Origin of the sequence: Pseudomonas sp. PMCC200344 (assembly GCF_030053095.1) — a bacterium.
Classification (GTDB): domain Bacteria; phylum Pseudomonadota; class Gammaproteobacteria; order Pseudomonadales; family Pseudomonadaceae; genus Aquipseudomonas; species Aquipseudomonas svalbardensis.
The window spans coordinates 807,307-820,638 of the sequence record NZ_CP125618.1 but is presented as its reverse complement, the minus strand read 5'-3'; the positions used below and the strand labels follow the sequence as shown (position 1 = coordinate 820,638).

General features: G+C 61.5%; 11 protein-coding genes. 1 reads left to right on the top strand and 10 read right to left on the bottom strand.

Translation table 11 applies throughout. From position 1 onward, the window contains the following. Positions 1 to 45: 45 nt before the first annotated feature. The 8 genes from QFW87_RS03585 to QFW87_RS03550 are packed head-to-tail and all read right to left on the bottom strand — an operon-like array spanning position 46 to position 9,885. Positions 46 to 810, bottom strand: a complete 765-nt coding sequence (locus tag QFW87_RS03585; RefSeq protein WP_283189832.1) for an SDR family NAD(P)-dependent oxidoreductase — start codon at positions 808 to 810, stop codon at positions 46 to 48. Next, positions 807 to 1,544: a 3-oxoacyl-ACP reductase family protein gene (locus QFW87_RS03580; RefSeq protein WP_283189831.1), complete on the bottom strand. Its 738-nt coding sequence runs from the start codon at positions 1,542 to 1,544 to the stop codon at positions 807 to 809. Before QFW87_RS03580 ends, QFW87_RS03585 begins: the two co-directional genes overlap by 4 nt. A 9-nt stretch (positions 1,545 to 1,553) precedes the next feature. Then, positions 1,554 to 4,424 carry an aminotransferase class III-fold pyridoxal phosphate-dependent enzyme gene (locus QFW87_RS03575; protein WP_283189830.1) on the bottom strand — a complete coding sequence of 957 codons (2,871 nt, stop codon included), beginning with the start codon at positions 4,422 to 4,424 and terminating at the stop codon, positions 1,554 to 1,556. 54 nt (positions 4,425 to 4,478) lie between these two features. Further along, positions 4,479 to 5,687, bottom strand: a complete 1,209-nt coding sequence (locus tag QFW87_RS03570; protein WP_283189829.1) for a beta-ketoacyl synthase N-terminal-like domain-containing protein — start codon at positions 5,685 to 5,687, stop codon at positions 4,479 to 4,481. After that, positions 5,684 to 6,979, bottom strand: coding sequence for a beta-ketoacyl-[acyl-carrier-protein] synthase family protein (locus QFW87_RS03565; RefSeq protein ID WP_283189828.1), 1,296 nt, complete (start codon positions 6,977 to 6,979; stop codon positions 5,684 to 5,686). The genes QFW87_RS03570 and QFW87_RS03565 overlap by 4 nt, the downstream gene beginning before the upstream one ends. Beyond that, complete coding sequence (locus QFW87_RS03560) at positions 6,976 to 8,034, bottom strand: beta-ketoacyl synthase (RefSeq protein ID WP_283184515.1); 1,059 nt, start codon at positions 8,032 to 8,034, stop codon at positions 6,976 to 6,978. Before QFW87_RS03560 ends, QFW87_RS03565 begins: the two co-directional genes overlap by 4 nt. 1 nt (position 8,035) lies before the next feature. Further along, on the bottom strand, positions 8,036 to 9,310 hold the full coding sequence (locus QFW87_RS03555) for a beta-ketoacyl-[acyl-carrier-protein] synthase family protein (protein ID WP_283189827.1): 1,275 nt from the start codon (positions 9,308 to 9,310) through the stop codon (positions 8,036 to 8,038). Between the two features lie 5 nt (positions 9,311 to 9,315). Next, a complete protein-coding gene (locus QFW87_RS03550; RefSeq protein ID WP_283182847.1) occupies positions 9,316 to 9,885 on the bottom strand; it encodes an acyl carrier protein in 570 nt (189 codons plus the stop codon). A gap of 524 nt (positions 9,886 to 10,409) precedes the next feature. Here QFW87_RS03550 and QFW87_RS03545 point away from each other — a divergent pair. Beyond that, entirely contained in the window at positions 10,410 to 10,754 is a 345-nt protein-coding gene (locus QFW87_RS03545) for a cupin domain-containing protein (protein WP_007946320.1), read from the top strand. Positions 10,755 to 10,799: 45 nt separating this feature from the next. Here the strand turns inward: QFW87_RS03545 and mmsB are convergent, their stop codons facing one another. Then, a complete protein-coding gene (gene mmsB, locus QFW87_RS03540) occupies positions 10,800 to 11,687 on the bottom strand; it encodes a 3-hydroxyisobutyrate dehydrogenase (RefSeq protein ID WP_283189826.1) in 888 nt (295 codons plus the stop codon). 10 nt (positions 11,688 to 11,697) lie between these two features. Next, positions 11,698 to 13,224 (bottom strand): CoA-acylating methylmalonate-semialdehyde dehydrogenase, encoded by a 1,527-nt coding sequence (locus QFW87_RS03535; protein ID WP_033058216.1) that lies wholly within the window; start codon positions 13,222 to 13,224, stop codon positions 11,698 to 11,700. Between the last annotated feature and the right edge of the window lie 108 nt (positions 13,225 to 13,332).

The window sequence follows — 13,332 nt, the reverse complement described above, 5'->3', positions numbered from 1 at the left end:
CCAATACCGCCCACGTGGTGCGGCTGATGTGTGATCCCTGCATGGCTACATTCCCAACCCGACACCGCCGTCGATCACCAGGCTCTGGGCTGTCACCCCACCCGCTTCAGGGCTGGCCAGGTAACGCACCATCGCCGCGACTTCTTCGCTTTGAATGAAGCGTCGCATCGGCAGTTTCTTCTTGGCGTTGCGCAGGATCTGCTCCTGGGTCAGCCCGGCAATGGCCGCTTGCGCCGCCAGTTCACCTTGCAGCATTGGCGTATCGATCCACGCGGGCAGAATCGCGTTGACGGTGATCAGCCGTGGCGCGAGGTCCATCGCCAGGGCTTTGGTCATGCCAACGATGCCGTGCTTGGAAGCGCAGTACGCGGTGTTGCGGACCTTGCCGGCGCGGCCGAGGATCGACGACATGTTGATGATCCGTCCGCGATCCGGCATCAACGGCAGGCACAACGAGGTGACGTAGAACGTACCGTTGAGGTTGACCGAAATCACCTTGTGCCAGTTGTGCAAATCTTCCGGTTCATTCTCGTTGCAGATGCCGGCGCTGTTGACCAGCACATCGACGTAATCCACTTGTTTGGCCAGTATTTTGAAGAATGCTTCCATGCCCGGCAGGTCGGCAATGTTCGCTGCATGGGTTTCGACCCGAGCCTTGATCTGCCCGTGTTGCTCGTCGACCCAGCGTTGCAGTTCCGGCAAATCCAGGTCCAGCAGGATCAAGCGGTGCTCGGCGTCGGCGGCAAAATTCTCTGCCACCGCGCGGCCGATGCCTTTGGCGGCACCGGTAATCAGAATGGTCCGACTCATAGCATTTTCAACCCGCCGTTGACCGGCAGGACCTCACCCGTCAGGTACAAACCGCGATCGGCGATGTACAGCACCGCCTCGGCAATTTCCTGGGGTTCGGCGTAACGCTTAATCAGCAAGCGCGACTGGATTTCCTGTTCCTGACTGCCAATCAGTGCCGTGCTCATTTCGGTGTTGACGATGCCCGGAGCCACCGCATTCACCCGAATGTTGCGCGGCGCCAACTCTACCGCCAGGGCTCGGGTCAGCGCTTCGACGCCGCCCTTGGCCGCGGCATAGTTGCTTTGGCCCTTGCCGGGTTTCTGCGCGGCCACCGAACTGATGTTGACGATGCAACCGCTGCGCTGGCGCATCATGGACGGAACCACTTGCTGACAGCAGAGCAAGGTGCCGATCAGGTTGGTCTGGATCACCTCGATGATGTTGCGGCTCGGCATCGTCGCCAGCAACCCGTCACGGGTGATGCCGGCGTTGTTGACCAGCAGATCGACGCGCTGGAAATGCTGGTCGACTCGTTCGAAAAAGCCCTTGATGCTGTCGCCGCTGCTGACATCGCATTGCAGCGCCAGACACTCGAGGCCCAACGCCTGGACCTCGTCACGCAAGGACGCGGCAGCCACTTCGTCGCGCACATAACTGAACGCAATCTGATAACCCGCTCCGGCCAGAGCCAGGACGATCGCCCGACCGATGCCACGACTGCCACCGGTCACCACTGCTACTTTATTCGGCATGACCATTCCTTAGAGTGAGTTGTCTGTCTTGAACTGCGCGAGGCTGAAGCCGTGGGTCGCGGCCAGGGCACGAATCTGCTGCACCTGTTCGCGGCTGATATCGCCGTAGGAGTAGTGCTGTTTCATCCCGGACAAGCCCATCAACACCGATTCCGCCATGCAGGCATACAGCTGACCTTCCTTGAGGTAGGCGCGCACGTTGCGGATCAGGCCATCGCCCAGCGGTGTCTGGACAATCCCGCCGTGCATGTACAGCACGTCGGGCCGTTGGCTGGAAAGGTTCTGATCGACGTTCAGCGGTACCGCGATATCGCAGATCACGCTGTTTTCGGCGAAATTTTCAGCACCGAGAAACGGTTGTGGCGCGTTCGCCGCACAGAGCACGATGCGTGCCTGTTTCAGCACATCAAGGTCATTGCTGACGGTGATGAACGCATTCGCGCCCAGGCGTTCTTCGACCAGGCGCTGCACTCGCAAACCGAGGTCGGCGCCGGCACCGTGGGCCTGCAATAAAGCGTCGATGCCGTCGAGTTTCTGCAAGCGGCTGGCGAGCCGGTCGTGCTCGGCGACGCCCTTGAGAATCGCGCGGGCGGCCTCGGCGTAAATCAGCTGGGCGGTCTTCTCCAGACGCCGCAGGGAACCGTCGCGACCGCTACCGATAAGAATCAGGTGTTCGACACTGGTGGACAGCAACGAGGCGTAAGTCGAGGCAATGTTGCCGGCCGCGCCGACCACCGCAGCTGTTTGTTGACTCAGTTCCAGGCCTTGCTGCCTGCAGCCCTGCTCGATCGCTTCCAGGCCCATGCCGATGGTCAGCGCGTTGCCGGAGGTCAGTGCCATGTCGGGGATCTTCAGCGCCTGACAGTTGTTGGTGACGATCGAGGTGTACATACCCAAACCGGCCACGCTGTAGCCATCAGCCCGGGCATCACGGATGCGATTGCCGACTTCGTCGCGGATGGTGTCCAGGTCACCACTGGCGATGTACGCGGCCATGGCATCGGAGTCCATGCACAACGGGTACAGGGTGAACTCCACAGCGGTGCCGAGTTTTGAGCGAATCAGCACCGGGCCGATTGGCGCGGCACGCCGCTCCGGTGCCATGCGCTTGATAAACTCGCGCTTCTGTTCGGCGCTGAGGGTGGACAGCGACGGGTCGACATCACTGAGCATGTCCGAATCGATCAGGTGATTGATGAACGCCACGCGCGCTACCACGCGAACGCTCTCATCAGGCTTTGGCAGATTTTCAGGCTCGTTGAAGCTCACCTCGCGCGCCGGTACTTCGTGGATGCTGTCGGCGCACACCCCGGCTGCCAGCGGGAAGGCATCGCGGCGACGCAGCATGTCGCAGACCTTTTGCAGCGAGCCGATCAGGCCGTCGATTTCCTCAAAGGTGATGCACACCGGTGGCTCCAGGCGAATCACGTTGGCGTTGCTGCCCGACGGCGCGACCCGCAGCGATTCGAATTGCAGCAGGTAGCCGGCGATGATGTAACCCAGTGCATCGTTGTACTGCGCGGACGCCTGGACCAGCGAACTGGTGCCGGTCAGGTCGTGCAGTTCGAACCCCAGCAGCAACCCGCGACCACGCACATCGGCGATCACGTCCGGGTACGCGGCTTTGAGTTCGAGCAACGACGATTTGAGGTATTCGCCTTTCTTGTTCACGTCCTTGAGCATCGCGTTGTCGTTTTCGAACAAGCGGCGCAATGCCGACAGGGCGATATGGCACGATGCATCGTCTTCGGCGAAGGTCGAACTGTGGATGTAGCTGAAATCGTTTTCGTAGTGGCTGGCGCGGATGACTGTCGCGGCAATTTTCATCAGGCCACCGCCCAACGCTTTGGACAGGCAGTAGTAATCACCCTGCAAGTTGAAATGGCTGGCGCCGAGCAAAGTGCCGGTGCGGCCGAAACCCGATTGCACTTCGTCGATGATCAGCGGGCATTGCTGCTCGTTGCACAGGCGACGCAGGCCCAGGTAGAACTCGCTGGCGAACTCGTTGATGCCGCCCTCACCCTGGATCGGCTCCAGCAACACCGCCGTGATCGCACTAAAGGCTTCACGGCGCACCTGCAAGGTTTCGCCGCTCCACGCAAGGCTCAGCCAATGCCGCGTGTGACGCGCCGGCAAGTCCTGGAGTTGCTGGGGTTGCAGCGGATCGATGAACTCGACGTTGAGACCAAAACGGGCGAACGGCTGGCGGTACTGTTTGCCGTAAGTCAGCTGCACGGTGTTCACCAGTTTGCCGTGGAAGCTGCCGCGCAGGGCGACGAACACCGGCTCGACATGCAGCTGCGCGAGGTTGTGTTGACGCACCGCTTCCACCACTTGGCGCACGGTCACGTAAGACAGGTTGTCCGGCAGCAACCCGGCGGGCAGGTCGAGGTCGTCGACGTCCAGTTCAACATAGGCCTTGTCGCTGGCGGTCAGGTTGGCCAGGGCAAAATCCCGTTCGTCGAACTGCTTCTGCAAGGTTTTCTGCCGACGGTACTCGGCGTGCTTGACGGCGATTTCCACCGACTCGGCGCCACTGTTGGAGAAGGTCGAAATGTAGCGCTCGTTGTTGTTCAACTCCCGATTGAATGCCTCGCTGAGTTCGCGCCCCAACTGACCGGCCGCGCCACGCACGGACATCTGCGCATTGAACGGCACATCGGCGCGCAGCAGGCCGCAGAGTTGATCGACGAACTGCGGGTCATTGTGGCCAAACAACGCCGCGCCGTAACCGCCGAGAAAGTCGGTGACGGTCACATCGCAGCCATGCTTGTCGCGGTAAAACAGCTTGCTGCCCAATGCCCGGTGGAACTGGCACTCCAGGCCCAGGGCCTGCATCAGCTCAACGAATTTCGGCCGTACGTAATCGCGGTAATCCATGACAGTCATATCCTATGATTTAAAAAATAGAAGCGATTGAATGCACTCAAACGGCTAGTTGGCCGCCTGATAATCGAGCTGGTAACAGGCGCTGAAACCGTTGTCGTCGCGGTTGATGATCAGGCAGTCGCGCAGCGCCGCGTCCCGTCGCTCACCGAGTACAAACGGCAGGTGCGGATCGACTGACTGCTGCAATCCGATGATCGGCGGCACGCTCTGGGTATGCAGTGCATGACGGGCCAGGATCAGGTCGACCAGGCTCGGCGCGGCGCTGAGAATGCCGGTCACCGGCACGCCACTGGTGATGTGCGCGGCACCGGCGCGGGCCAGCGTGCGGGCCAGGTCGGCGTCCTTGTGCGGATCGCCGCTGGCGCTGCTGATCAACAGATCGACCTGCTTGTCCGGCAGGTTCAACGACCCAAGGCGCGGATGGGCGGAGAGTCCCGACAGGCAGGTCTGCGGCCCATCCGGCAGGTCGTCGGCCCGGCGCAAAATCAATGCCGCCGCCCCTTCACCGGCAATCCCACCCGTGCCTTGGCGATCGAATGCACGCAAGGTTTGCGAACCGTCAGTGCTGATCACGCCGGCCTCAGCGAGCGCGGCCAGAGCCAACGGATCGAGTTCACTGCCGGCACCGACCACAATCGCTGCATCGATACGACCGCTTTGCAGCGCTGCGCACGCCTCGCGCAACGCCGCCAGGTTGCCGGCCACGCCTTGCATGTAAGCGTTGCACTCGCACTCCAGCTTTAGCGCCAGGCTGACAATCCCGAGCAAGCCATTGCTCAGGCTTTTGAGTACCAGAAACGGGTCTAGCGCGCGCTCCTGCAGCACCCGTTGAGCGAGGCGCCGCATGTCGGCGCCGGACTCGTCGCGGCACTCGTGAAGCAACTCGCCGTAGGCCGCCAATGACGGATGGGTGTGGCCGCCCTGGCAGCAATAGAGGCCGTAGCGCAGACCGTCATTGCCCGGTTCAAGCCCGGCCTCGGCCAGGGCCTGACGCACCGCGCTTACACCCCAGATCACTGCCGGCGGGCAGTAGCGCTGGAGGTTCTGGGCCACGTCCTGGCGACTGCGTTGATGGTCTTGATCACTGACATGCCCGAAGGCCGTCACGCGCTCACTGTGAAACAATTTCGACTGCAGCAAAGTAATGCCGCTGCGGGCTTCACTGGCCGCCGACCAGAAGCGTTGCACGCCCCAGCCGCTGGGTAATACGCAACCGCTGCCGGCGATCGCAACACGCACAGTAGCGCCATTCATTGTCCGTGCTCCCGATATTTACCAAGGGCCAGCGAGGTGTTGAGGCCACCAAAACCGAAGGAGTTACTCAAGGCAAAATCCACTCGGCGGCTGACTGCTTGCCCGGCGCAATAGTCCAGGTCGCACTGTTCATCGACGTCATGCAGGTTCACCGTCGGCGTGACCAGATCGTTCAGGCACGCCAGAGCCGTGACCATGCATTCGGGCGCCCCGGCGGCGGCAATCAAGTGCCCGAACTGCGACTTGTTGGCGCTGACGGCCAGGGACCGGTAGTGCTTGTGCTCGGCGAACACACTTTTGATCGCCAAGGTTTCCGCGACGTCATTGAGTGGCGTCGAAGTGCCATGGGCGTTAATCAGATCGATCTGTTGCGCACGCAGGCCCGCGTCGTCCAGCGCGGCTTGCATCGCCAGCGCCGCGCCCCGGCCTTCGGGTTGCGGGGCAGTAACTTTGTAGGCGTCCAGGCTGCTGCCAAAGCCAAGTACTTCGGCATAGGGCGTCGCACCTCGCGCCAGCGCATGTTCAAGGCTTTCCAGCACCACGAAACCACCGCCCTCGCCGGCAATCAGGCCACTGCGATCACGGTCGAAAGGCCGGCACAGATCGACGCCCCAGCGCTGTTCGCTCGATGCCGCGCCGAGCAGGTACAACGCGGCCATGGTGTCGAGGTTCAGCACCGAATCGGCGCCACCGGCAATCGCCACGCTCACTTCACCGCGACGAATCATCTGGAAGGCATTGCCGATGGCCTGGGAGGCTCCGGCGCACGCGCTGCTGATATTGATCACGGGGCCTTCGCAGCCCAATCCGTCGGCAATCACTCGCGCCAGTCGATCATTGCTCTGACGCAGCGAACCCTCGGCATTGACCTGCCCGGCACGGGACATCAGGTGTTGCCAGCCAGGGGCGCGGCCATCCGGTGCCTGGGTCAACAGCATGTCGGCCAGCATGTGTTGCGGCGCACCCGAGGCACAGAGCACGGCGGCTTCACGTAGCTGCTCAGGTGCGAGTCCGCTGTCGGTCACCGCTTGGGTGGCAGCCACCCAGCCAAAGCGGCTGCGTTTTTCCAGTGCAACGGTCCAGGCCGGATGGTCCTGCAAGGCCTTGGGCAACAGGCTCATGTCCACGGCCGCGGCGTAGCGCACCGGGAACGTGCCGTTTTCCACCCCGTCGGGCTGCCATGGACGTACACAATGTTCGGCACCGAGCATTTTTTCCCAGAGGGTCTGCCATTCGAAACCGAATCCGGTAACGGCGCCCATGCCGGTGATCACAATCCGTGTTGCGCTCATGCGTGCTTCTCCATGGTTTCACTGGCCAGCAGCAAGGCGCCCCAATGACCGGCGCGGCTATGGCTGACAAACAGCGTGTAGCCCGGTGTCGCCGAAGCGTTGTGGTTGTGGTGCAAGGCCAGCGCAATCTCGGTCAGCAACGCGCTGGCGCCAAGATCGCCGGTCATGGCACGGACGCTGCGAACGTCCCGAGGATGTTCGGCGAACAGGCTCATCAGTTGCGGATCCTCTGGATTGGCGACGATCTGCTCGACGTCACCGAGGCACAGTTTTTCAAGGCTCAGCGCCTGGTCGATGACTCGCCGGGCAACCGCTGCGCCGCGTTGCGGATCAGCGCTGTAACCCCGAGCGAACCCGGCGATGCGCAGCGCGTGCGGAGTGTTGCGTGAAGGTGCCGAGCTGAGTAGCAGCGCGGCGGCACCCTCGCCATAAATCGCCTCGCCTGCCAGATGGGGTTCACGCAGATACAGGGCCGGCGTCAGGTTCGGACTGCTGCTGACTACCAGCGCGGCGTCAGCGCGCTGCTCGACAATCTGCTGGCTCGCTTCGATCAGGGCATCGAGCCCGGCATTGTCCTGGGAACAGAAACCACCCATCGGGCCATGGCATTGCAACGCTTCGGCCACGTAGGCCATCACGCTGCTGTTGAGCAGCGTCAGGGCATGCAGCGGTGGTGTGTTGGCCAACAGTTGCGCCAGCGGCTTTTCCGGTTGCTCGCCGATCGCTTGCACCGCGTCCCAGCAAGGGCTTGGCGCGTCGACCTCAGGAATGGCCGCCGTCAGGGCAATCCGTGCCGGCGGCAGTTGCAGGGCCGCCAGCGCGGGCGCCAGACGTGCCACGCAATGCAACAGACGCAAGCCTTGTGGTTCGACGCTGCGCTGGATCTTGCGGTCGAACAGATCGCTGGCCAGGCGCGGTGCTGCCAGCGGATAAGCCCGACGCGTCGCGTCGAATGCCAGCGGTTGCGGCGAGGGTGGCGTCCCGAGCAGATCGGTACATTCGCTGCCGGCGGCGTTCAATACGGCCGCCGAATGGATGTAAACGGCTATGCTCATGTCATGCCCTCCCCAGAACCAGCGAGCTGTTGACGCCGCCGAAACCGAACGAGTTGGACATCACCACGTTGATCGACTGGCGCATCGGCTCGCTGAGAAATTTCAGCGAGGGGTATTCGGCGCGGTCGTGATCGTAGTTCAAGGTCGGCAACAGCATGCCATCCCGCAGACTGATCAGCGACAGCACCGCTTCAATCGCGCCGCTGCCCGCCAGGGAATGACCAATGGCCGATTTGTTGGCAGTGAACGTCACGTGTTCCTGGCACTCGCCGAACACCCGTTGCAAAGCCAAGGCCTCGCAGCTGTCGTTGGCCTGGGTGGACGTACCGTGGGTATTGACGTGTTGCACGGCGCTGCTGAGCAGCCCGGCGTCCTCGATTGCAGCTTCCATGCATTCCTCGTATTTGCTGCCATCCCGGCTGCTGGAGGTCATTTTTTGTGCCTCGCACACATTCGCGTAACCCAACACACGCCCCAATGGCGTGGCTTTGCGACGCTGGGCATGTTCGGCGGATTCGAGAATGACCATGGCCGCGCCCTCGCTGATCACGAAGCCGCTGCGGTCCGGCATGAACGGCCGGCTCTGCTCGCTTGCCGGCAGGTTAGCCTGGCACAGCGCGCCGAGGCTGTTGAACATGTAATACGGCAACTCGTTGGCCATCAGTTCGACGGCACCGCAAATGGCCAGGTCGATCTCACCGCGCTCGATCGCCCGGTAGGCGCTGCCGATCGCCATCGTACCGGCGGCGCAGGCATCGGAATGGGTCGAAATGTGATCGCGGATACCGAGCGTCTCGGCCAGGTGCAGGGTCTGCTGATCGACCCGGCGCCCGAAGACCGCGCTCGACGCCGCCGGGTTATCCAGCAGTTGATCCAGATCGACACGCCCTGCCTCATCCATGCAGCGACTGGCCCGATGCAGATCGTGACTGTCCGCGCAGTACTTGTTGGCCCCAAGGAACAATCCGCTGCGGCTGTGAGCAAAGGCAACCGGGGTCAGGCCGGCGTGCTGCAAGGCTTGTCGGGCGACAAATTCGGCCAGCACACTTTGCCGCGGATGCAGCGCGGCATTGCCGCCGAAACCGGCGGCGATCTGCTGCCACTGGCCGTCGTCGATAAACCCGGCAGCGCTGTTGTTGAACCCCAACGCCTTGAACCGTGGATGTTCGCGAACACAGGACTGCTTCTGGCAGATCCGCTCGAACAACGTGGCGGCGTCCAGCGCCATAGGCGCCACCAGACCGAATCCGGTTACATAGACTTCTCGTGCCCGCATGAGAACTACACCGCCTCTTGGGCGTGAGCGGCCAAAAATTGCTCCACCAGTCGGCGTGAAACCTCATCGCCATCGGCCGGCACCAGCCGCGCACTGCACGCGCCACAGACCACTTGCTGACGCTCGTTCAGCACGGCTTGATGAGCGCCGCAATCGGGGCAGCTTTGCGGCAGATAGTTGAAGAGATTGCGGCACTGTTGCGCCCAGTTGCGCACGGTGGTGGCGGCAAATACCTGCGCCGGTTGCATACCGGCCTTGAGTTGATCCGGGGAGTAGGCGCTCAGGCTCTGTTCAAGCAAGGCCTTGCCGTTCTTGGTGATGCGACCGCTGGCCAGGAACTCGCTGGCGTCGCCGCAGACAGCGATGGCGTGATCCAGCACGCTGGTTTTGGGCAAAGTGCAGCCATACTGACGACCCAGCTGAAAGCTCAGGTCGACGATGTCCAGCGAATCGGCGCTGAGGTCCTCGACGATACTGCTGTTCTCATCGATATCATCGGCGCTCATCACCAACAATTGCGCGAGGATCTCGCGGGTGCTGGCAATGACGTTTTCCAACTCCAATGGATTGTTCATCTCGATCTCCCTATATATGGTGATTGCTTCATAAATTCCGCATGTGAGAAGTAACTATTCCCACAGCAACTTCTCACGCGGCGGAAATCTAAACTCTGCCCTTAAGGGGAGAGTCAACGAACTATTTAAAGTTTTTTAGCAACTTGAGAAGGTCATTCGAACGAGCTTGCGCATTGCACTCGGATGGTGCGAAGTCTCGTATCCAGTCGACATATTTACTTAACAAAGGCTGCGTATGGTGGGGGGCACGCACTGTATAGCGGGCTAAATAGGGAGGGAGCCGAAAGTGCTAACTTCCGATTTACGGCACACACGTACAAAGAATAAAAACGGGTCAAGTAAAATAGTTATAACTTCATAACTATTGTTCTATTTCAGCGCAGCCGTTAAATGGTTTGCACGCCGATCCGGGCAAACCGGCACAGCGCTTCTGGGTAACTGAGTGTCGAGCACAGACAACTGACCGAGGGCGGGGCGCTATAGGGTGCGACTTCAGTTCTCTAGTCCACTGCCCCGGAGTCCACATGACCGCACCTATTACCGTTCTTCGCGATACCCATCCACTGCCCGTGCTCGACGCCTGCAAATGGGAAAAACTCGAAGGCGACCCGCACACCGTCAACCTCAACGCCTACACCAGCGAAGACGGCAGCAAAATCATGGGCACCTGGATCTGCACGCCGGGCAAGTGGTATGTGGAATACGTGAAGTGGGAATACTGCGATTTCCGCGAGGGGTACTGCATCATCACCCCAGAAGGCAAGGAGCCGATCCATCTGCGCGCCGGTGATATTTTCGTCATTGAGCCGGGCATGAAAGGCACGTGGGAAGTGGTTGAAACCGTGCGCAAGTATTTCGTGTTTGCCTGATGCAAAAACCGGGAACCCGCCCGACGCGGGTTCCCGGAAAACCCCTTATTGGGGTTTGCGATAGCTGTTGATGATCGCCGAGAAGTCCTTGCCACCTTCCCCACGCTGGCTCATCGCCTGATACAACTGCTGGGCTACCGCGCCGAGCACCACCGGTTGGTGCGCCTGACGTGCCGCTTCCGTGGCCAGCCCCAGATCCTTGAGCATCAGTTCGGCACCGAAACCGCCGGTGTAGCCGCGCGAGGCCGGCGCCGTTTCGACGATGCCTGGCCACGGGTTGTACATCTCTGAACTCCAGCAACGACCGGTGGAACTGTTGATGATCCCGGCCAACACCGTCGTGTCGATGCCGAGAGCATCGCCCAGCGCCATGGCTTCGCTGACACCGACCATGGAGATCGCCAGCAGCAGGTTGTTGCAGATTTTGGCGATTTGCCCGGTGCCGACTTCGCCGCAATGGACGATGTTGCGGCCCATCTGCGCCAGCACTGGTTGCAGGGTGGCGAACAGCTCAGGGGTAGCGCCGACCATGAACGTCAGGGTCCCGGCTGCCGCACCACCCGTACCACCCGACACAGGCGCATCTGCCATGGCCACGCCTTGCTTGGCCGCCGCCGCGGCAACATCACGCGCCGTCTGCGGATCGATGGTGCTGCAATCGACTGCCGGCACGCCCTTGCCGATACCCGCCAGCACGCCGTCTTCACCCAGCCACACGCTGCGCACATGCACCGCGGCTGGCAGCATGGTGATCACCAGTTCTGCGCCTTGAGCGGCTTCACGCGCCGAAGCGCTGATGCTGCCGCCCAGTTGCTCCAGCTCTGCCAGAACGGTTTTGTTCAGATCGACCAGCCGCAGTGCATGGCCAGCCTTGATCAGGTTGCGCGCCATTGGCGCGCCCATGTTGCCGAGACCGATAAAAGCGATTTTCATGTCCGGCTCCTTAACGCAAGTTGATGGTGGTGTTCACACCGTCGTTGACGCTGTTGTCATCGAACCAGCGACTGGTGACAGTCTTGGTCTGAGTGTAGAACTGCACCACTTGCTTGCCATACGGACCGAGGTCGCCGAGTTTGGACCCGCGCGAACCGGTGAAGCTGAAGAACGGGACCGGCACCGGAATCGGGATGTTGATGCCAACCTGGCCAACGTCAATTTCAGTCTGGAATTTACGCGCCGCCGCACCGCTTTGGGTGAACAGGCCCGTGCCGTTACCGAACGGGTTGGCGTTGACCAGGGCGATAGCCTCATCGAGGGTATCGACTTCCAGCACCACCAGCACTGGACCGAAGATTTCCTGGGTGTAGATCTGCATCTCGGGGGTTACGCCGGAGAACAGGGTCGGGCCGACAAAGTTGCCCTTCTCGAAGCCTGGAACCGTGATATCGCGACCGTCCAGTTCCAGCTTGGCGCCTTCCTTGATGCCGCTCTCGATCAGATCCAGAATCCGCGCCTTGGCCTTTTTGGAAATCACCGGACCGACGTCAGTGCCCGGCTCACTGCCGGCATTCACTTTGAGTTTCTGCGCCAGCGCCTTCAGGTCAGGCAGCCATTGCTTGGCCGCGCCCACCAGCACCACGACGGATGTGGCCATGCAGCGTTGCCCGGCCGCACCGAAACCGGCACCGACCAACGCGTTGAGCGCTTGTTCGCGGTTGGCATCCGGCAGCACAACGGCGTGGTTCTTCGCGCCCATCATCGATTGCACGCGCTTGCCGTGTTTACCCGCAAGGTCGTAGACGTGAGTGCCGACGGCGGTCGAACCGACGAAGGAAACAGCCTTGATGTCCTTGTGGGTGCAGAGCGCATCCACCACGTCTTTACCGCCATGAACGACGTTGAGCACGCCCGCCGGAACACCGGCCTCGATCGCCAGTTCCACCAGCAGCATGGTCGACATCGGGTCCTGTTCGGACGGCTTGAGCACGAAGGTGTTGCCGCAGGCGATGGCCATCGGGAACATCCACAGCGGAATCATGGCCGGGAAGTTGAACGGCGTGATGCCGGCGCAAACGCCGATTGGCTGACGCAGGGTGTAGGTATCGACGCCGCCAGCAACGTTCTCGGCGAACTCGCCCATTTGCAGGCTGCCGATGGAGCAGGCGTGTTCGACGACTTCCAGGCCGCGGAAGATATCGCCTTCAGCGTCGGCGATGGTTTTGCCTTGCTCGTTGCTGAGCACCACGGCGATGCGCTTGGAGTGTTCGCGAATCAACGCCTGGAGCTTGAGCATGATGCGCATCCGCGCACCGATCGGCGTCAGCTTCCAGGTCTGGAAGGCGCGATGGGCGGCGCTGATCGCGGCGTCCACTTCCTGCGCGGTCGCGAACGGAACCTTGGCCAGCACTTGCTGGGTCGCCGGGTTGACGATGTCGTGCCACTCGGTGGTCTGGGACTCGACCCACTCGCCGTCGATCAACAGCTTTACCGTCTGGACAGTGGTTTCGTTTGGCGTGAGCGATGCGTTCATGTTGGGTCTCCGGGACGTTGTTCTTATTTAGAGAGCTATCTGGGGAGCCAAGGCGAGAAAGTCGCCTTGAGATGAGACGTATGTCGCGAATTGGTTGTCGGACTGTTT